This is a genomic window from Candidatus Erwinia haradaeae (assembly GCF_900698855.1).
Classification (GTDB): Bacteria; Pseudomonadota; Gammaproteobacteria; order Enterobacterales; family Enterobacteriaceae; genus Erwinia_E; species Erwinia_E haradaeae_F.
In genome coordinates this window covers 1,007,360-1,029,530 of sequence record NZ_LR217698.1, presented here as the reverse complement: position 1 = coordinate 1,029,530, position 22,171 = coordinate 1,007,360, and the positions used below count along the sequence as shown (strand labels likewise).

Genomic DNA, 22,171 nt, shown 5'->3' with positions numbered 1-22,171 from the left:
AATACTATCATTACATCATATCAGACATGTTCTTTTGTCGCTAACATTTATACATATTGAATCGAGCATCAAACTACGTGTAATAGTTATATCAAGAGAAGGATTAGTTTTTGAGGAATAAGTAAGGTATTCAATGTCTTTAAAAAATTTATTTTGGAGATTTACAATTTTGATTCTTAATATAAAATGAATAACTACATTCTTTGTGCTGAGTAAAAGAATGTGCATATATTATGTATTAATTTCTAGTTTTTACCCAGAACATTATTAACTCAAATCGTAAAAAAATCATTTTATAGTTGATTTTAATTTTTTTTTATTTTGAATTGAGGGTCTTTTGTTTTATTTAGAATATTTTTAATTATATGACTTAGTATGGAATTTTAATCTTAATATACATTAAATGTATTAACTTCATTATCTAGATATCAATACGCGATGTTATTCATATTTTTTGAAAGAAAAACTTATCTCTTTATTTGAAGCCTAAGTTTTTAGCAAAGAGAAAAATTTTCAATACAGATTAGAACAATTTAAATTCTTGTTTAGGCATTGGTTTGTAACTTAATAGATAAAAAATAGTTCAAGGAATATATTTTATTTTTGTATTTATTTATAAAGATTTAATCTTAATTAAAGTCTAAATTCTGTACCTAAATAAACGTGTTGCACTTGTTTATCAGCCATGATGGATTCCGGGTTTCCGGAAGCAATGACATGGCCTTGGCTCACAATATATGCATGTTCACAAACATCTAGAGTTTCACGTACATTATGATCAGTAATTAATACTCCCAATCCACTTTTCCGAAGATGTTCAATAATTTTTTTAATGTCTATTACTGAGATAGGGTCAACACCGGCAAAAGGTTCATCTAAAAGAATAAATTTTGGATTTGCTGCTAAAGCACGAGCGATTTCTACGCGCCGACGTTCACCGCCAGATAATTTTTGTCCCATCATTTTATGTAGATGATCACTAATATGAAATTCATCAAGCAGTTCGTTAGCTCGATTAAGGCGTTGTTTGTGAGTAAGATCTTTGCGAATTTGAAGAATAGCCATTAAGTTATCATATACGCTCAATCTTCTAAAGATAGAGGCTTCTTGAGGAAGATAACCAATACCACGACCAGCTCGAGCATGTAGCGGTAATAGGCTGATATCTTCATCGTCAATATAAATGCATCCTTTATCATGTTTAATAATCCCAATTATCATATAGAATGTAGTTGTTTTACCTGCTCCGTTAGGTCCGAGAAGACCAACAATTTCACCAGATTTTACTTGTAGACTGACATCTTTTACGATTAGATCACCTTTATAGGTTTTCATAAGATTTTTTATTATTAGAGTTGGCATAATATTAAATCAATTTTATTTTTTTATTTTCTTTTTATAAAGAATTTAATTTTTTTGGTGAGAAGGTGTTAAAATGGTAGTAACATGTTGTCCTGTATTACTTATGGCATACATTGTTTTTTCATTAATGAGATAGGTAATATGATCTCCTTGTATTCTACTTCCATCTTGTTCAAGATAAGCATTTCCACTTAATTGCACTTGTTCTTTTTCTATTTCATAATGTATTTTTTTAGCATGTCCCTTTACAGATTGACCATTATTCAAAATGTGATAGAATCTAATCAGGTTTCCATATGCGTTGATTATTATATTTTTGTTTTTTTCTCCTGAGAAGGAGATAGTACTTGTATCAGCAATGATTTTAAGATTTCCTTGAGTGATGGAAACATTACCGCTAGCGGTTGCTATATTGTTTTTTATATCGATGATTTGTTTTTCCGAATCGATATGGATTGGTGTTTTTAAGTGTGGATCCAATCCTGCTGCTGCCCTATTACAAGCCAGAAGTAGGATCGTTATTAATAATTGATTTATTTTTCTTTTCAGGGTTAGTGCCATAAGTCGTACGGACTTTTCCTATAATCTGAGCTGTGTGTTTTTGTAAATTACCATACATTTTCATTCCTGTGGAGAAAAAGTCAGGACCAGATAATGTCACTTTATTTTCAGAAGTCAACTCTTGGGTAATAAGGTTAATTTTTGCAGTTTCTGTTTGAAGATATTTTAACTGTGTTATCTCCATTAAGCTATTTATAATGACGTTTCCATAAAGAAATAAAATTTTTTCTTTGGCTAGTTTAGCTTGATTGCATTTGATAATCCACGTTGGTAGTTTGTTTTCATTATATATAATCATCACTGGATTAGTAAACCAGCTAATTTCATCATTAGAGTAATATCTGCTTTTATCTGCTAAGATTTGATAGGATAATATCCCTTGAGGGTTATACATAAGTATTCGTGCGTGATGACTAATGCATGTTGGCATAAGAATATGATTCGTAATAATTTTTGTATCTTTTTCCTTGTTTCTGTCTTTTACAAGACAGTTAATTATCATGATTGAAAATAGTGTTATAATCAGAGTTATTATGCTTTTAGCATAGACCATCTAGATTACCACTAAAATCTCTTAATATTTTATTTTGTGCTATTAAAATTAGGTCAGCGATTTCTCGTATTGCCCCATTTCCTCCGTTCATCTTTGTTATGTAATCAACGTGTGGTAGTACCATGGGATGGGCATCCGCAACTGCTATACTTAATCCTACTTTAAGTAGGATTGGTAAATCTATGAGATCATCACCAATATAAGCTATTTGATCTTCACTCAGGTTCAGTTTAGATAGAATGTCATGAAATGGTTTAATCTTATTAGATTGCCCCTGATAAATATAAGAAATACCTAATGTAGAACATCGATCTTTCAGCATTTGACTTTGATTTCCAGTAATAATTCCTACTTCTATTGCAAATTTAAGTAAACAGCGGATACCATAGCCATCCTTGACATTGAATCTCTGTATTATATTACCGTTATTGGTGTGATAGATCATTCCGTCAGACATAACACCATCTGAATCACAGATTAATAATTTAATATTTTTTGCTTTACTTAAGATATGATTCTGGATCGGACCATAACAGGTGTTAATTGTAGTATGTTTATTATTCATAATTATTATGATCTCATTAGATAATAGATTTGATGGAATAGCATGATCATTAATATGTGTAGTTATGTTATGATTAGAACGAAAAAGATGTAATTTAATTATGATTAAAAATTGATTCTTTATGACTCTTTATTAATTCGTTATATGATTTAGATATATTTATATCTGGTAGATATATTAACTTCTTTTATAGTTGAAATTTATATTAGGAAAGAGTTTTTTAATTATAATCTTGAAAATTGATGAATTTAAATTCAGTAGGAATTTTTTATCATCAAAATTAAGATTAAGGTAGGGTTTCTATTAATTGAAATTCATTAATCTTTTATACATGAGAATACAAGAGACGTCAATCATCTAGACTAATGTGGGATAATAAATACATTTTGATGATTTAAGAAAGCGGTTGGTGATAATGATCGACGATCATAATATTATTAATTGTAATTCATATAATTGAATTAAAGAAATTGAATATATCTTATGTTATCTAATTATTTATATAATTAATAATGCATATTGCATGATTAATGATAATATGTATTGATTATTAATTTTTAATATAATCTATTTATTAATACCTCAATATAATGTAACAAATTTGTTTTATTATTGAGTGAATGAATAAGTCAAGCTATATTTGATATGATTTATTTTTGAGTATAAATGTTAAAAGAAAAATTATATTTTGCATGTTGATTTTATTCAGTAATTTTAAAAAACTAACAAAAAATAATTTTACATATCAAGTTATTGTTTGTTTTTGAGAGAAAAAGAAGCACTTTAATTTTATATTTCATCTATAACAGATGAGGAGTAATAACATCTTGTTACGGATTTTATAATATGCTATTAATTTTTAATTATTTAAGAAATCAGATAATAGAATCGAGCGGTTTATATTAAAATTACTTCTATCATGTATCAAATTATACCAGCTTGATAGATGTCATGTATATGAACTAGTCCAATAAGTTGATTTTGGTCAGAAATAATTATAGAAGTAATATTGTGTTTTTTCATTGTATTAAGAGCTTCAATTGCTAGTGTTCCAGGTCGTACGGATATGCCTCTTGGTGTCATTACGTTGGCGATATGAGATCGATGAATATCAATATTATCGTTAAACACTTTCCGTAAATCAGAATTCGTAAAGACACCTTCAATGTTTTTTTTATGATCACAGATTACTATTATCCCCATTTTTTTAGATGTCATTTCTAGTACAGCTTCACGTAAATAGGCGTTAGGATGGATGCATGGCAAGTCATCACCAGAACACATTATATCATCGACTCGCATAAGGAGTTTACGTCCTAGTGCCCCACCAGGATGAGACAGAGCAAAATCTTCTTGTGTAAAGCCTCTAGATTTTAATAACGCTACAGCTAGTGCATCGCCCATAACTAATGTGGCAGTAGTGCTACTAGTGGGCGCCAGTCCTAGTGAGCACGCTTCTTGTGGTACTTTTACACACAAATGTATCTTTGCGAAGCAGGCAATTGTACTTTTTTCATGACCAGTTATTGCAATTAATGGGATTTGACGATACCTTAATAAGGGTATTAGTGCTAAAATTTCTAAAGATTCTCCAGAGTTGGAGATAGCAAGAATAACATCATTATTACCAATCATGCCTAAGTCACCATGGCTGGCTTCAGCAGGATGTAAAAAAAAAGAAGGAGTACCAGTGCTAGAAAAAGTAGACGCTATTTTTTTAGCAATATGTCCTGACTTCCCCATACCCATAATTACCACTTTTCCACGGCATTGATAAATTAGCTCACAGGTATCGGTGAAATTTTCATTGATATACTGATCCAGCTGATCTAACCCTTCTCGTTCAATCTGTAAAACTTCTTTTCCTACTTTCTGGAAATTAAAGTTTTTTAATTTAAAGAAATTCACAATAATTACTGAGTCCTGTATGAATACCTATGATGGTTCTTTTTATAATAGAGTTGTATAGGTTAGATGGTATACTGATATTATGTAGTCTTTAGGAGCGATATAGATAAGTTTTGTACATTAATAGATTACAACTTTTATCCTTTATTAGATTTTATTATTTCAATATAGTGAGTGTTGATAGAAAAATTATAAAGAAATATTAATTTTATAAGTGATATATTTCTTTTTTTAAAAACTGATAAATAAAAATTAGAGCATATCTTTCTATGTTTAACAACTGAAGTATTGTGTATATTATTTCTATATTTGATGTTGTGAAATCTTATAATCATTGGATTTCTTGTATTAAAGAAAATGAGTAATACGTATATATAATATTAGGTTTTTTACATCATGGATTGTTAGAGTTAGATACTACAGTGTCTTAACGAGAATGTTTTATATTTAATTTGTCTAGAATCAGCTCAAAAAATACAAGTTTATATTCAGTGTGTAATATTTTAACATTGATTAATTTATATAAACTTTTTTTAAAGTTTATATCTTTGATTATCATTCAATATGACATTAGTCAAGATTTCTAAGAAAATACGTTTTATGAGTATGATTTGTTAATTGTTAATTAAGATTTATATATGATAAATGAAAGGATTAATTAATATTTAAATAAATTATTTTGCATATAAGTTATTTAGACTTCAGTATCTTATATCTTTATTTTTCTTAGTGCTAAAATATTATAAATATATTATTTAATTTATTTGGTATAGATTTTATCATCTTGGGATGAGAAGGTTCAGAAGGGAGAAAATTATATTAGTATTATCTTATAATCTATAATGAACTAATATGTAGAACGTGTTATTAATGAGATTAAGATTAAATCTAAGATTTAAATTTAGTATAATAATATTAATGTAATTTCAATGAAGATAGGTAGCTTCAGTATATCTGTATAGATTTCATCTAGTTTTTCAATATGAAAAACTATATCATAAGAATATAGATATATATAATTTTTTTATATAATATTCGTTATCTGGATATGGTCATATAATGGAAATCCATATTGTTTTTAACAAAGTTAGATTCTTATAGGTTGATAACGTTTAAGAATCTGTATTTTCGATATATCAGAGATCAAATGTTCTAACTTAAAAAGTTATTCTAATAAATTTAAATTAATTTAATTTTATATAGAATCGAGATAAAATATATTGTCGATAGTACATTAATATAAAATTCCAATTAGGAAGTATTTAATATTTCTTTAATTAATTTTAAGGATTATAGAGTAATGACAATGGAGATTAATATATAATCGGTATTACGAATAATCAATGGGTTATCTAAGTAATTTATTTACATTTTTAGTTGTTCTGTTTTTATATGAAAAATTTTTAAAAAATGTATATAATTTCTTCATGCATAATTAGAAATCAATACAATCTAATTGATAATAATCCATTTTATGGAAAAACTTCTTTTTTCTTTTGTCTGAAAGAGAAGAAAAGTTGATATGATTAGATATTATATAATTTGATGAGCTATTCGTTTATATTAGTTATTATACAAGAAACATATGAGGACTATCTCATTTTGATAATGATTTTATGTTAATCAGGGATGATAAGTGGTAGGAGTATGTCTCATATGTATTGTATAGTATTGATTATATAAACATATTATTTTTTAGCCAAGAAGAAGATATGGTATTTTCTGTATATCATAGGGTTTTTAACCATAACATTTTCTTTTTATTCTAAATGTCAGTGTAAAATTAGATAATTCATATAGAAATATTTATGATCAGTGATGATTCTTCTGTTTTAATTTTTTTAAGAAAATGAATTCTCTATTTTTATAAAAGTAATAATCTCTCTATTTTAAATATTAAAATATTATTTGTTTTACGATTATTTGATTTTTGATTTTTACAAATTTTCTTTTTTAATGTTTATTAATGAGATATGTATATTTGATATATCAGATTGTAGATTATTGGTATCCTATCTTTTGAATTGATTTATATTGAATAGAGTTCTTTTATTAAAGAAGTGGATGTTAGTTTAAAAAAGAACATAGAAAGTGATATTAAGCATTTTTATATTTATATATAAATATTTAATATATAAGTAACGTTCTGTTTTGTTCTAGCACCGATGTAATTTAATTGCATATTAATTCAATTATTAACAGATAATATTTATATATAAAATGTATTTTTAATTCAATAATTTTCTCTCTTATTAAGAGAAGAAGAGTTTTCATTTTACTTCGTGGTTGTTTGGACACTATATTTTTAATATTATTTAAATTTCTTTATTAGTAAATTTTTATTTTTGTATTAATAATAAATATAGATTTATGTTATAATGGGTAATTCATATTTGAAAAATATTATTTAGATTTTATATAAAAATAAGCATAATATATATAAATAGTCTTAATAAAATTTAAGGCTAAATTTTATTAAGACTATTGATTTTAAATCAGATTGAGGGTGTTAGATAATTTTTAATTTTTTTAAAGTAATTAACTTGATTTAGATTGTAAAAATATTGAGAATGAAATTTAATTTATTACCATGGTACTTAAAGTTTTTTTATTATTAGATATATTTTATAATTTTTAATTAGTATTGAATTTTCCTTGAACATTAGAAACAGAGAGTTAGAGAAAGATGTTTTATAAATATCTAGGATATTACATATTATTTTTAATAAAATATAATTTTAGTTTATGTAGTTTTTGAGTAAATAATATTGGTTTATCATTTTTATTAGAAATAATATAACATTATAGATCTATCCTACATAAAATTTTTGTCAATTATACAATAATTCTAGAGATAGGATTAGAGTTAAAATAAGAATATGTATTGATTGTTAATTTAGAATAGTTATCTTCTAGGTAGAGATAGAGAATGATAGTATCTCTAATATTTTAGAGACAGGTGTATTCCTATTATAGGACAATTAGTTATTTATACTTTAATGAATAGGAAGACGAATCTATATATTAATTAATATAGGGTTTTAGGATTAATATTTATTTTAAAAAGATATAATCAAACATTAACAGTGAGATTTTATAGTAAATACTTACAGTAATATGTTCATTTGGATTTTTTATTCACATCCAAAATTAATGTATTTTGAATATGGCGTAACGGTGTTCTTACTTATATCATGTATTTTTTAAATATTATAAATTTGGTATGTAAATTATGAAATTAATAGAATTATTGTATCTTGGACAAGAGAAGAATTTATTTCATTGTTTTGATGTGCAGTTTGCTAAAGTTATAGCAAGAGAGGAAAATTCTATTTTAATGTTAGCAGCTGCATTGTTAAGTCGTGATGTTGGAGCTGGACATATATGTCTTCCTTTATCACAGATACATCCAGACTTTTTTTTTATGGTTTAAATCACGAGTTAGCTCAAGCTATGTGGCAGGCTATTAACATGCCTAAAGATGTAGAGTTATTATTATATATGTATTCAGCAGTCAGTGACGGGACCAAAGCATCTCCATTAGTATTAAAGAATCAGCGTCTATATCTACACCATATGTGGAAAAGCGAAGAGGTCGTACTTGATTTTATAAGATATAAAAGTTTTCTTGTACATTCAGAAGAAGGTAAAATTCGTGAGATACTAGATTTTTATTTTGGTCAGGAGGATCGATTAGACTGGCAAAAGATTGCGGCTGCAGTCGCGCTTACATCTCAAATATCAGTAATTTCTGGTGGACCCGGAACAGGAAAGACAACTACGGTAGCAAAGATTTTAGCTAGTTTAATTAATTTATCGTTATCACCTCAGTCTATTAAAGTGGTTGCGCCAACCGGTAAGGCAGCATCTCGATTAACGAAAGAACTAGGTTTATTTTTACAAAACTTAATTTTAGATCATCGTGATTTAGAGAGTTTTCCTTTAGAGGCCACAACGCTACATAGACTTTTAGGGGCTAAAATTGATAGTCAACATATGTATTATAATAGTTGTAACACTCTTCCGGTGGATGTGCTCGTAGTTGATGAATCTTCTATGATTGACTTATCAATGTTTGATAATTTAATTTCTGCTTTACCCAGTCAGACGCGGGTAATTTTTCTTGGTGATCGTGATCAGATATCTTCAGTAGAAGCTGGAACGGTATTTTCTGATATATGTTACTATTCTGATAATAGATATAGCGCTGATCGCGCTGTTCAGCTTTCTCGTTTAACTGGTTGTAACGTTATTACTCGTGAATATAGCGATTTTTCATCAGTGGGTAATATGATTTGCTTATTACATAAAAACTATCGTTTTAAAATAGAATCCGGGATTGGACAGCTAGCTGAAGCAGTAAATAGAGGCAATATTAGATTAGCTCAGAAAGTATTAACAAGTAACTTTAATGATATTACTTACTATACAATAACAGGAGACTCTGATTATCATGAGATTTTAAAAATTATTATAAAAGGGTATTACGATTATTTAAGAAAATTAAAGGAAGGGTCAGGGCCAGATACGGTTTTAGATGCTTTTAGTCGATTTCAGGTTTTATGTGTGTTACGTGAAGGTTTATATGGTGTATTAGGAATGAATCGGTCTATTGAATATATGTTATATCAGGAGGGGTTTATTAGTCATGAAATGTTTTTAGATTGTCCTTGGTATCATGGACGTCCAGTTATGATTCTTCATAATAGCAAGGAACTTAAATTATCTAATGGTGACATTGGTATAGCTATCAAGGATGAACATGAACAGTTACAAGTTTGGTTTCTATTATCCAATGGAGGTATGGTAGCTATTGATCCTGCTCGATTACCATTACATCAGACTGCTTTTGTAATAACAGTACATAAGGCTCAGGGTTCAGAATTTGAGAATGTGGTATTGGTTTTACCCACCCAGGTCATGCCTATTTTGACTCGAAAATTATTCTATACAGCAATTACTCGTGCTAAAAAGTTCTTGACCATTTGCGCCAATCAATTGGTGCTTGAGAGTTCTATAAGAATGAACGTAAAATGTCAGAGTGGTCTAGCGCATAAGATTCATCATTAGTAAAATTGCATGCTTCAGAAGATTATAAGAAATAATGCTAAAACTATTCGATTTTTTTTATTAGGATAGTGTTAAAATACCTTTAGATCTAATGTGATCAAATGTTTTTCAAATAATTAAAGATACGTTCAATAGAATAATTGAATTGACAAGGATTAATTGAATAAAAGCAGTAGGTTATACATTTTTATAATTACAATAAAAGTTTTATTTTTAGTCAATGTTAACTAGATAAAAATTATCTAATATTGTTTTGCTAGAAGATTAACAATATTTTAATTCTAATTTTATTGATTTTTATTAATTAATTTAGTAAGAAGAGAGGTTGTCATATATGTAAAAAATATAAAATCAAAAGAAAATATTGTTATCTTTTGTTTGATTACAATTTTTTGATTCAAAGAACTTGAAAATTACTTTTCTTTATTTGATGATTTTTCTCCCAAGATTAATTGGATTAGTTGTAGATAAATTGAATGAAAATAATAATATCTAGAACATCTATTTTCAGATTAGAAAAAACTTTTTAAAAATTTTTACTGAATTTTTGATATTCTTGTAAAGAATAAGTGTATAGATTACCTATGGTGATTATAGTTAATTTGATTTTGATCATATTAATAGTTTTCACTGAGATGAGTGTTTTCGTAAAATAAGACATGTTTATTGTAGATGTATTATAGCGATTTATATTTAGCTGTAACTTTGCAGTCAGATTAGTTTTCTACATATAATATATTATGTTTTAATAAAACTCACTTATTAATTCTTTAAATAAAAGAATTTAGATTCTATCAATATAATTTTTATTATAATAGTGATTATTTTCTTATTTCCTGTCTTTTCTAGAATAAATGATCATATTTTATTATTTTTAAGATTATTTAACTCAAATAGGAAAAAAATTTCATTTTCATTCTGGATTTTGTATAAAGAAATAGAAATTATATTTTGAATTATTTTCTTAAGAGAAAAATTTTCTATTAAATATATTTGATATGAGTTCTTAAGTCTTGATTAAATTTATTAATAGTATGATAAACAAGGTTTTTTATGATTAATAGATTTGAGTGATGCTTATAATTTCTTTAGATATATCCAAGAAGAATTCAAATTAATAAATTCATTTTTTCCATGCATATAGTTATATTACTAGTGTTGATAGATATAGTTTGTAATCTAAATTATTTAGTTAATCTATTTTTATGATCTAATGTTATTAGGTATATTATGGTAGTGAACTGATGTAATGTCGGGTTAATGAATAGTTTAGTTTTGGTTTTTAATCTATTTTTTCTATATATATGTGCTCAGTAGTGAGATTTTAATTTTTTTAATAAATTTAATTAAGATAAACAAAATATAGATTTTAATATTATAGAGGGTTTTTAGTTTTTATTAACAATCAATAGATCTTTAATTGTAAGTATGTCTATGAATTATTGAAAATTTATTCACTCTTTAATAAGAACTAATAGAATGGAGGTACAATTTCTATTAATTAGGAAAAATTCACTTAAAAATATAATAATAAATATTTTATTACATTTATAATATAAGTAATTATTAATTAATGAATTTTTGTATAACAAATCTTAAGGAATTAAGTTTTATTTACACTCGTTTTGGATGTTATATATTTATTTTTTTACTAGATAATAATTTGATTACTAGAATAGAAAGACATTTTCTTTAAATTGGGAGTAAGTTTGGTTATATTGATTTTTTTTATTTATTTCTAAATTCTTCTTTTCATTACGAACAAGAAGAATTTAGAAAATACAAGATATTAATTAATTATTATGAAGATAGTTTGTTTATTTTATTGGGCCAGGGAGTGCACGCGCCTACGAACACGGAGCCAGCCTAGAGTAAGCACTACCGCTAATAATGGTATTGATGCAATCGTATAGGTTCCATTTGGATAATCAAAGGCCATTAAGCCTAAAACGCTTATTAAGAAAATTAAAGTTAACCAAGATGTAACTGGAGACCCCGGAAGTTTAAAGCTAATATCCTCTGCTTTGCCCTCTTTAATTGCTTGACGTAATCGGATTTGACAAATAACAATGAAACCCCAAGACGAAATAATTCCCAGAGTTGCGATATTTAGAACGATTTCGAAGACGCTAGAAGGGAGGATGTAATTGAGATATACACCAACGATATATACACCAACAGTCATGATAATTCCTATATATGGAACTTGCTGACTACTCATCCTAGACATGCACTTAGGGGCTGAGCCACCCATGGCCATAGAACGTAAAATACGTCCTGTGGCATATAAGCCAGAGTTTAAACTTGAAAGTGCTGCACTGAGCACTACAATATTCATAATGCTACCAGCATATGGTAGACCTAATTTAGAGAAGAAAGTAACAAAAGGGCTTTGTCCCGCTTGGTAAGCGTTCCAAGGAAGTAGTAAAACTAATAATACTACTGATCCAACGTAAAACAGACCAATACGCCAGATCACACGATTAATAGCTTTCGGTAATATTTTTTGTGGATCTTTGCATTCGCCTGCTGCTGTTCCTACTAGCTCAATAGATGCAAATGCGAATACTACGCCTTGAATTAACACGAGAGCAGGTAGTAAACCGTTTGGAAAAAAACCTCCATTGTCAGTAATTAAATGAAAGCCGGTTGTGTTTCCATCTAAAGTTTGTCCGCTTCCTAAGAAAAGAGATCCTACAATTAAAAATATAACTATAGCGAGTACTTTGACAAGTGCAAACCAAAATTCCATTTCGGCAAACCACTTGACTCCGACCATATTCATGCTTCCAACAATAGCTAAAGCTCCGAGAGCAAATACCCATTGTGGTATGTCATTACAAGCACTCCAGTAGTGCATATATAGAGCAACAGCTGTAATATCAACTATTCCAGTCATGGCCCAGTTTAAAAAATACATCCAACCTGCTACATATGAAGCTTTTTCACCTAAAAATTCACGAGCGTAAGAAACAAAACTTCCACTCGAAGGACGATGTAGTACTAATTCACCTAGTGCCCGTAAAATAAAGAATGAAAAAACACCACACACCAAATAAACTAATGCTAATGCTGGTCCAGCGATTTGTAAGCGAGCGCCGGCGCCAAGGAATAGGCCTGTTCCAATTGCTCCACCGATAGCAATCATCTGAACATGCCGATTGTCCATTGCTTTATGATAACCAGAGTCTTGAGCGTTTAACCAACGTCTTTTTGAAGCGCGTTTTGCTGCGCTCATTTTGTTATCTTTGTTCATATATAATCCTACTTGTTCAGTTGACTGATATTGCAGTTACCTGTCCAGGTATTGTTATACCGTGTGCAGTATCTAGGTAGAATATTAAATATTTATATATTCGATAGTTTAATTAAGTCTGTCATTATTTTATCTATAAGCTAATTCATTTCTCTATGCCCCTCTGATAAACATTATTACTATTTATCCTGTAAAATACAGCGACCTGTCCTAACCCTTCTTATTTATAGACGCAAAATATAGGATATTATTAGGCGTAAAAGTGATACTTTTAGCATGATTTAAAATTTATTTATGATACTCTTTCTTTTTTTCTTGTGTCCAGTATGAGAATTTTTGAATTAATATTTTATTTGCAAAATATGGAGTTATAATTATTTAGATTAATCATAAAGATCATGAACTATAATGTGATATTATAAATGCACTTAAGTACAGGAAAGCGGTTTGTTAAAGCATCTATTTTTAGATTTTATTATATTTTAATTATATTTATTGATTATCTATGTAATACAGAATGTTATTCTTTTTATTGAAAGAATATTGTTTGTTTTTTATTTTACACACAGCATGTCTCAGAGTAAAAATTCTCAGTAAGTAGGCTTGTGTTAAGATAAGATAAGATAAGATCGGAAGGCTTCTTAAGAAGAATGTGTTGATTATTATTGATTATAAGCACGATTAATATCAATATTTTGCATATCGTTGTGTCGTTAGTCAACATGTTTTTTAAATTGATCATCATAGTTTTTCTATTCAATAAGAAATCATGGTTTTGTTAGGTAAAATGTAAAGATTAAATCTTTCTCTATCTAATGAATTAGTCTGAACATCTTAGATATTCAGAATGAGAATAGATATTGTAATTTTAAGAGTTTTCTTGCGATGGCTATCTAATTCATAAGATTTAACAGATAACACAAAAATGTCATCTGTTAAATCTTAAAAATAATTTTTATTAATATTTTTGATTTCTTTCCCTTCCTTATTCGTGTGGTCTGTTCGTTCTTGGCAATCCAAGATGTCAAGAATATGCGTGGTAATAAGGCCTTGTTCAATTTCTCGAAGAGCAATGACTGTAGACTTATCATTTCTTTTTGGTACCAAAGGGATCTTTCCACTACTTTGTATCTGACGAGCTCGTCGAGCTGCTACCAGAACTAGATCAAATTGATTACCAATTTTTTTTACTGCATTTTGTACGGTTATGCGTGCCATTATGATAGACCTCGAATTTATCAGGATTAAGTCACTAGAAGTTAGTATAATCAGCCAACCTCTAGTTTGTCAGTAATTGACTTATTAAAGTCTTAGCGCGTAATTTTTGACGGTTTAGACGTAAATGTTCAGATTTAATAATAGTTTGAAGATCTAGAAGAGCATCGTCGAACTTTTGATTGATTATTAGATAATCGTATTCTACATAATGACTGATTTCAGTCATAGCTTGGTCCATTCTCTGAGCAATGACAAACTGAGTATCTTGATTTCGTTGACATAATCTACGTTGTAACTCATTTTTTGAAGGGGGCAAGATAAAAATACTTTTAGATTTTGGCATTACCTTTCGAATAGCCCTAGCTCCCTGCCAGTCTATATCAAGCAATAAATCAAACCCTTGTTGTAGTATTTGGGTGACATTTTGACTTGAGGTGCCGTAGTAGTTTCCAAAAACTTTAGCATACTCTAAAAATTTTTTTTTATTAATCATGTTACGAAATTGATAGTCTTTAATAAAGTAATAATGTTCTCCATGATATTCTCCTGGTCTGATTGTACGCGTAGTATGAGAGATTGATAGTTTCATATTCGATAGAGGTTTGGTTTTTAAAAGTGACTCGATTAAACTTGATTTTCCGGCCCCACTAGGAGCGGAAATAATAAATAGTATACCTTCATGCATTAGCTTTATAAGTTAGTTTAAAGTTGAAATATTTATTTAAAGAAAATTGCATTGAATTCTAAAGAACATAAGTCATAATGTTATAAATAGGATAATCTTATAGATAATATGATTTATATTATCATATAAATCTAGAGTCTCCCATAGCAGCATTGTCTATATTAAAGAACTTTATATGTATTTTTTTATAGAAAGAAAATAACATTATTTAGATTATAGAGTTTTTATCCATAGTCTATGTCTGTAGTTAATTCGTAGAAGTAGGTGTAGGGTATGCGCTTTTTACTGATTCATGATAATATTTTATTGTAAGAAATGTACGTCAGTTTTCTACTATTTCTGTATTTGATCTATGTGAAGATTAAAATTAGATAGACAAAGAAATACTGCTTAAAGATTAGAAATCTAGTTTAATTAAGAGTTTATAGGTAATAAAATTTGATTAAATTAGCGTTATGGCATAAGACTTAATACGTAGTTTGTATAGCATAAATTCAGTAATACTGTTTAAAATCTGACTTATTTTTTTAGGCTCAAAGAGTGTTATATATTGCTAATAAACTCTTATTGCATTATCTCTACTATTATTAGACTTATAGATAAAAATAATATGTTATATAATCAAATTAGCCTGATTTTGCATTGAAAGGTATGAGTGGGTGTTTTTTATTTGTCCTAACTCTATAGTTAGAGTTATATTTGGAAGCGTTTACGAAAAAGGTTGATGAATAATTGTTTAATATAATATTGAAAATGTAATACGATTACATAAGCTTAATTGATAGTTAGAATTATTATGATTTATTTTTTTTATTTATATGGATTTATGGTGAATTTATGGTGATTTAATTAGATTAAAAGGTCTGTAAATTATGTTTTATTAGTATCATTTTTATAGAAATAATTTTATATATTGGATCATTAGAAGTTATTGTTTAGTCGTTTATTACTTAAGGTGTTTTGAGAAACAGTAAGATTATATGTATTGGCAGAGTAGGTTCTGTTTTTATTATAAAACACGAGAGAATATATTTTTATGCATCATAAAGATAAAGAGTTTTTAATTCAAAGTCGGTATTTTTCTGAGGTTATATTTAATCTTTTTTAAAAGAGGATTTAGGATGTTATGATATTAAATGTCTTTAATATCAGAAAAGTCATTTCACCGCTTAGGATAAGCGTCTTAATGACTAGCATAATATAGTTTAGTGATGATTTATGTATTATGTCTTTATATATTTAAGGGAATAATAAGTTGTATAGCAAATTTTCATAAGATCAAATTTTTTAAAAAATTATAACCATAGTTTTTTTTGATATGTCCTTATTAATAATAATTATAGTATTAATTATAATATTAATAGATATATTATAAATTAGTTAATCAACGATATTTAATTCTTTTTTTAAAGATTTTTACATACAGGTAAATAAATTATGCAATATTTATTAATTATTTTTATCTGAAAATATCAAATCTTTAATAAATAAAATGTATATATCTTGTTTTTTTATTTAAACTTGATTACTAATGCATGAATTATATTTTGATTTAAAACAATAATTTTTCATTATGCATGTCAAGTTTATTAAATAATAAATCACATTATATATATCGTTATTACTTCTATGTAATTATGACATAAGTTCTTTGAACAGGAATATAAAATAAGATCTATGATTTCATTCATGTATTGTTAATAGTTAAGTATGTTATGGAACATATAATCGACAGAGAATTACTGATTATGCATCCCTTTGGTAAATCTATTACATCTGACTTTTTGTTAGATCAATTTTCTTATTTTACTCAATGGGAGGAGCGATATCGATATATCATCTTATTAGGTAATCATCTTCCTAAGCTACCTGATTCTATCAAAACTAATCCACTATCTCGGGTAGGTTGCTCAAGTCGGATTTGGTTTGGACATGAGATGCAGAATTGTAATAAACTTCATTTTTATGGCGATAGTGATGCGCGCATAATTCGCGGGCTTCTTGCGATTTTATTAACCCTTATTGAAGGTCAACGACCTAGTGATTTATGTAATAAGAATCTCTTTAGTTTTTTTCTAGACTTAAGGTTAGAAGATTGTTTGACTATAGGTCGTAGCGCTAGTCTTAGTATTATATCTAATAAAGCTCTAGAGATAGCAAGGAAGTATTTAGATAAATAAGCTATATGAAATTAATAGATCATTAATCTACGTTGGACTTGATTGAAATTAGGCTTACTAGTGAAAAGATCAGGAATTATTAGAAAGTAATAAGTTTGTTCAAGTGTTTATTAGAATTTTATTCTATGATTTAGATTCTCAGGATCTTGTATTTTATCATTAGTATTTTTATATACTGTATTTTAAAAAGTTTATGGAATTTTTTTAAGAGAGAAATATAAATATAGCGTTAAATATTAATAATAGAATGATAGTCTTTTCTTCATGATCAGAAAATTGTATAATATATTCTTGTAAGATTGAGGTTAAATATGTTTACCGGTTTGGTGCAAAGCGTTGCAGAAGTGTGTTTTATTGAGAATAAAATCAACTTGAGCACTTATGTAATTCAAATGCCATTAAATTTTCTCTTAGGATTAGAAGTAGGTGGTTCAGTAGCTTGTAATGGATGTTGCTTGACAGTTGTTGCGGTGGAAAGTGATAAAATTAGTTTTGATGTACTGACAGAGACATTGCGACTAACTAATTTAAGTTTGCTTCAAGTGGGTGAAAAGGTTAATGTAGAGCGTGCAGCTAGATTTAGCGATGAAATTGGTGGTCACTTAATATCAGGTCATATTATGATGACTGCGATAATTATTCGCATACGTAGTACATGCAATCTTCACCAAATATGGTTTGAGGTTCAAGACTTTAGTCAGATAAAATATATTTTTTATAAAGGATTTATTGCGATTGATGGTATAAGTCTTACGGTAGGGAAGGTTAGAAATAAAACATTTTGCGTGCATTTAATTCCAGAAACATTATCACGAACTACATTAGGTCTTAAAATTCTTGGTCAAAAAGTCAATATTGAAATTGATTTAAATACTAAATCAATTGTTGATACAGTAGAAAGGTTTTCACTTGTTAGGAAAAATTTAAAATCATCTTGCTTTATCTGAGTTAAGATAGTGTTATGGAGTTCTTATTTATATTTTTATATAACATAGGTATAATTTAATTAGTTTTTACTATTAGATAAAATGTTTAAATGATTTATTGTTTTGGATCGATTGATATAGGTTCAAAAACTATCATTGTTAAAATCAGATAACAATAAGTAATATATGATTTATTGGATCCTTTATTTATAAAGGTTTTTTTATAATCAAGCGATTTTTTTTGTATAAGTTATTGTCGTAAAAGACAAAGATTAAATAGTTTTAATTTATTAAAGTTATAAAAGCATAATTGTATTAATATATTTTTACTAACTATCAGTATATCTTGAATATATAAAGATGTATCTATTTATTATTTATTTCGCTTATTAATGGATTAAGAGCATCTATATGATAAATTGACTATACATATATATTTTATTTTTATATATCTCGCATGAGGAGAAATCATTAATATGATGTATGTTATGAACATGAGATTCATTATGATGAGACTGGTTATCCATGGCACAATATAAAATTAAAATAGAGGGTACTTGGAATAGATATGCTATATTTAGTGTATATTAGATATCGCAGTTTAGATTATATCTATTTTTGTAGTCTGGAATAAATTAGACTAGTATAGCCTATATAAGACTAGGATTAAGATACATATAGTATTGAACAATCTAACATAATATTAGTCTTCTATAATTTATAGTTTTAAAAAATAAACAATTTCATATAGGTCTGACTTTAATTTCTTTAATCTCGGTAGAAACAATAATAGTGCTAATATTTTTACTTAAGAAGTTTATTTATTGTTTCATCTATATATTTATCAAGATACTACAGAATTTGTAGAACACCTTGGTAGGTATAGATATACTTATCCTGAATGCATAAAAAGATGTTGAATATATTTTTTATTATAGTTTTTATAAGAGTTTTTATAGAGAAATAATTTTCTGATTATCTGCATGATCGATAGAAATTGTGCATTGTAGTAATATCAAGAGTTATAAGTTATCATTGTGATGTTTAGATAATAAGTCAATCATTAGAGTTACTAGAACTATACGCAATGTGTCTTATAAGATAATGTATGCTTTTTCATTCATTTTCTTAATTTTTTTATTTTTAAAATGTATTGAATACAATCTGGTGGTAATTCCTGAAAAGTAATATATATTAATTATATGATTTTTTCGAATCATCGTGTTTTTCTTTTTTGTGATTTCTCTAAAAACTAGATTTATTTTATAACTTAGATAAAAAGGAATTATTTAATTAATCGAAAATAATTAGATAATGAGTGAGATCCAGATCTAGTGCGAGTATATATTTTATTAAATTTTTTAGTACGATTTTTTTAACTAATCTCTATTAGAGATCATAGTTTATTACATAATATAAGTTGATCAACTTAATTACTTACTTAATGAAAAAACAGACAATCTTTATCTATATTTAGTATTTTTCGTTTTTTTAATTATTATTTTTTAGAATGAGCAAAGTGCTATTTGTATTTGGTTTTACTAAACTAAAAGAGATTTTATTTTTATTTTTATAAAACAACAAAGTTATAATGGTTTTCTATATAAAATAAGGTTATATTATCTTAGAATTTGATATAATTTGGAAAAATTTTCTAATAAAATATTAATATATAGCATAATTTTATGTAATATTTTATTTTAATAATATGGTGTTTATCTAATTTGATTATTATGTACATTGCATATCTATCTACCTTCATGAGTAATTTTATTAAAATATTATTTTTTATTTACTATATTTAAAAGTATTAAGATTATTTTAATCACTGATTTTGATATTGAATATATAAAGTTTTATCCTGAATGAAATTCATCATTGATTTTAATTAGTAATGTAATGATGAAAAATTTGAAATTAATTATTATGAATTTATCAATGATAATTTATAAATTATTTAATTTTTATTAACGGGTTCTTATAGGTTGTAGTTATATTCATGATTATATTTTAAATAACAGTATGTTGTTATTGATAAGATAGTTCTTAGTAATATTTTTTTAATATGTGTATTGTATTCATTCTATATAATATTGATATAGTTAGTTTGTAGTTATTCAATATAATGTCAATATTGAATTCGATTGATTATGATTAGTGATTTTTACATCAATCTATAATATGGATTTTACAGATGTAATTATTAGATTTTATCTAACTTTATTTAACATATTATATGACTTATGTAAATGATATTAGGTAATGACAGTTAAACATATAGATCAAGATAAGTGGTATGAAGAAAGAACGAGTGTTATTTATATAAGAGTTTTGATATAAGGATTTAGTGTTTTTAAGGTTAATTTTTCTTTTTCTTACTGAATAAGAAATGATAATCAATTCGATTATGACTAAGGGCCATTTTCTATTTTTTATTATCAAGGATCAAGAGGCCTGAGGTCATTATTACAAAGAATGAGCTGAGATATCTTATTTTGAGATTACGCAATCATATTATAATTCTAATAACAAGCCTAGAAAGTATATTATGTTAGGATATTAAAAAGTTAGTCAAGGGAGATATTTAGATATATTAGTTGATATTGAATGAAATAATTTACGAATATGGTTAAGAAATTTTCCTAAATATTATTTTTTTCTTAATTTATTACGATTAAATAGCGTTCTAATAATTAATTTAGATGTCTGAGTATTTTTAAACTTTATCGGATTAGTTGTTTGAATCCAGGTGATATAATGTCTGATAATAAAAAAAAAATAATCGTTGGAATGTCTGGTGGTGTAGATTCCTCTGTAGCAGCTTTTTTATTGCAGAAACAAGGTTATCAGGTTGAAGGTTTATTCATGAAGAATTGGGAAGGTGACGATTCTACAGAGCATTGCGAAGCAGCATCTGATTTAGCTGATGCTGAAGCTACTTGTCAACAGCTTGGTATAGATTTACATACTGTTAATTTTTCTGCTGAGTATTGGGATTATGTGTTTCAGCCTTTTTTAGACGAGTATAAATCTGGTTATACACCAAATCCAGATATTTTCTGTAATAAAGAGATCAAATTTAAAATGTTTCTAGAGTTTGCGGTAGAAGATTTAGGAGCGGATTATATTGCTACCGGACATTATGTGCGTCGTAGAGATATAAATGGTTGCCTCGAGCTTTTACGGGGTGTAGATAGTAAAAAAGATCAAAGCTATTTTCTTTATACCTTAGGACATAAAGAAATTACACGTAGTCTTTTCCCTCTTGGTGATTTATATAAATTTGAGGTACGAAAAATTGCTAAAGAACTCGGATTAATTACGGCAGAGAAAAAAGATTCAACTGGTATTTGTTTTATTGGTAAGCGTAATTTTTCCAGATTTCTTTCACGGTATTTACCGAAACAGCCTGGTATCATTATTTCTATCGATGGTCATAAAATTGGTGAACATCAGGGTCTCATGTACTATACATTGGGACAACGTAAAGGTTTAGGGATTGGTGGGAAAAAATTCAGTAATAATTATCCTTGGTACGTGGTAGATAAAGATATTTCCAAGAATATTTTAGTTGTTGCACAGGGACGGAGTCATCCTCATCTTATGTCAGTTGGGCTAATAGCTCGGAAATTAAGCTGGATGAATAGAAACTTATTAACAACTCAACTGAGTTGTGTTGTGAAAACCCGTTATCATCAGAAAGATATTCCCTGTATTGTAACTTTGTTAAATAATGATTGTGTCATAGCACACTTTCAATATCCTGTGGCATCTGTCACGCCGGGTCAGTCTGGGGTATTTTATCTTAATGATGTATGTATCGGTGGTGGGATTATTGAACAACGCCTTCCGTTGATTCCATGTGACTGGAGAAATAAGGAGTGACT

Annotated in this window: 11 protein-coding genes and 1 pseudogene; 4 read left to right on the top strand and 8 right to left on the bottom strand. The window is 27.2% G+C overall.

Annotation, left to right across the window (positions count from 1 at the left end; genetic code table 11):
* Positions 1 to 633: 633 nt before the first annotated feature.
* From lptB to kdsD, 5 genes are all read right to left on the bottom strand, one after another.
* Positions 634 to 1,362, bottom strand: coding sequence for an LPS export ABC transporter ATP-binding protein (gene lptB, locus HACICURT3053_RS03115; RefSeq protein WP_157992256.1), 729 nt, complete (start codon positions 1,360 to 1,362; stop codon positions 634 to 636).
* 45 nt (positions 1,363 to 1,407) lie between these two features.
* Entirely contained in the window at positions 1,408 to 1,842 is a 435-nt protein-coding gene (gene lptA / locus HACICURT3053_RS03110; RefSeq protein WP_157992255.1) for a lipopolysaccharide transport periplasmic protein LptA, read from the bottom strand.
* 16 nt (positions 1,843 to 1,858) lie between these two features.
* Positions 1,859 to 2,476 (bottom strand): LPS export ABC transporter periplasmic protein LptC, encoded by a 618-nt coding sequence (lptC, locus tag HACICURT3053_RS03105; RefSeq protein WP_157992254.1) that lies wholly within the window; start codon positions 2,474 to 2,476, stop codon positions 1,859 to 1,861.
* A complete protein-coding gene (gene kdsC, locus HACICURT3053_RS03100) occupies positions 2,463 to 3,041 on the bottom strand; it encodes a 3-deoxy-manno-octulosonate-8-phosphatase KdsC (protein ID WP_157992253.1) in 579 nt (192 codons plus the stop codon). Before kdsC ends, lptC begins: the two co-directional genes overlap by 14 nt.
* Before the next feature lie 924 nt (positions 3,042 to 3,965).
* Positions 3,966 to 4,955, bottom strand: coding sequence for an arabinose-5-phosphate isomerase KdsD (kdsD, locus tag HACICURT3053_RS03095; protein ID WP_414973889.1), 990 nt, complete (start codon positions 4,953 to 4,955; stop codon positions 3,966 to 3,968).
* A 3,226-nt stretch (positions 4,956 to 8,181) separates the two neighbouring features.
* Between kdsD and recD the strand changes: the two are divergent.
* Positions 8,182 to 10,019: pseudogene (gene recD / locus HACICURT3053_RS03090) on the top strand (exodeoxyribonuclease V subunit alpha).
* Positions 10,020 to 11,841: 1,822 nt separating this feature from the next.
* Here recD and ansP read toward each other — a convergent pair.
* The 3 genes from ansP to gmk all read right to left on the bottom strand — a co-directional run bounded on the left by ansP (position 11,842) and on the right by gmk (position 15,178).
* Positions 11,842 to 13,275 carry an L-asparagine permease gene (ansP, locus tag HACICURT3053_RS03085; RefSeq protein ID WP_157992251.1) on the bottom strand — a complete coding sequence of 478 codons (1,434 nt, stop codon included), beginning with the start codon at positions 13,273 to 13,275 and terminating at the stop codon, positions 11,842 to 11,844.
* Positions 13,276 to 14,217: 942 nt separating this feature from the next.
* Positions 14,218 to 14,493, bottom strand: a complete 276-nt coding sequence (gene rpoZ / locus HACICURT3053_RS03080) for a DNA-directed RNA polymerase subunit omega (RefSeq protein ID WP_157992250.1) — start codon at positions 14,491 to 14,493, stop codon at positions 14,218 to 14,220.
* Positions 14,494 to 14,554: 61 nt separating this feature from the next.
* Positions 14,555 to 15,178, bottom strand: coding sequence for a guanylate kinase (gmk, locus tag HACICURT3053_RS03075; protein ID WP_157992249.1), 624 nt, complete (start codon positions 15,176 to 15,178; stop codon positions 14,555 to 14,557).
* 1,748 nt (positions 15,179 to 16,926) lie between these two features.
* Between gmk and csdE the strand changes: the two genes are divergently transcribed.
* The 3 genes from csdE to mnmA all read left to right on the top strand — a co-directional run bounded on the left by csdE (position 16,927) and on the right by mnmA (position 22,169).
* Positions 16,927 to 17,358 (top strand): cysteine desulfurase sulfur acceptor subunit CsdE, encoded by a 432-nt coding sequence (gene csdE, locus HACICURT3053_RS03070; protein WP_157992248.1) that lies wholly within the window; start codon positions 16,927 to 16,929, stop codon positions 17,356 to 17,358.
* A gap of 311 nt (positions 17,359 to 17,669) precedes the next feature.
* Positions 17,670 to 18,305 carry a riboflavin synthase subunit alpha gene (locus HACICURT3053_RS03065; protein ID WP_157992247.1) on the top strand — a complete coding sequence of 212 codons (636 nt, stop codon included), beginning with the start codon at positions 17,670 to 17,672 and terminating at the stop codon, positions 18,303 to 18,305.
* Between the two features lie 2,736 nt (positions 18,306 to 21,041).
* Positions 21,042 to 22,169: a tRNA 2-thiouridine(34) synthase MnmA gene (gene mnmA / locus HACICURT3053_RS03060; RefSeq protein ID WP_157992246.1), complete on the top strand. Its 1,128-nt coding sequence runs from the start codon at positions 21,042 to 21,044 to the stop codon at positions 22,167 to 22,169.
* Positions 22,170 to 22,171: the final 2 nt, after the last annotated feature.

Excerpts from the sequence above, each read along its gene's own strand:
- mnmA (WP_157992246.1), top strand. The coding sequence starts at position 21,042 with ATGTCTGATAATAAAAAAAAAATAATCGTTGGAATGTCTGGTGGTGTA.
- lptB (WP_157992256.1), bottom strand. The coding sequence starts at position 1,362 with ATGCCAACTCTAATAATAAAAAATCTTATGAAAACCTATAAAGGTGAT.
- gmk (WP_157992249.1), bottom strand. The coding sequence starts at position 15,178 with ATGCATGAAGGTATACTATTTATTATTTCCGCTCCTAGTGGGGCCGGA.
- csdE (WP_157992248.1), top strand. The coding sequence starts at position 16,927 with ATGCATCCCTTTGGTAAATCTATTACATCTGACTTTTTGTTAGATCAA.
- rpoZ (WP_157992250.1), bottom strand. The coding sequence starts at position 14,493 with ATGGCACGCATAACCGTACAAAATGCAGTAAAAAAAATTGGTAATCAA.
- ansP (WP_157992251.1), bottom strand. The coding sequence starts at position 13,275 with ATGAACAAAGATAACAAAATGAGCGCAGCAAAACGCGCTTCAAAAAGA.
- HACICURT3053_RS03065 (WP_157992247.1), top strand. The coding sequence starts at position 17,670 with ATGTTTACCGGTTTGGTGCAAAGCGTTGCAGAAGTGTGTTTTATTGAG.
- kdsC (WP_157992253.1), bottom strand. The coding sequence starts at position 3,041 with ATGAATAATAAACATACTACAATTAACACCTGTTATGGTCCGATCCAG.
- lptC (WP_157992254.1), bottom strand. The coding sequence starts at position 2,476 with ATGGTCTATGCTAAAAGCATAATAACTCTGATTATAACACTATTTTCA.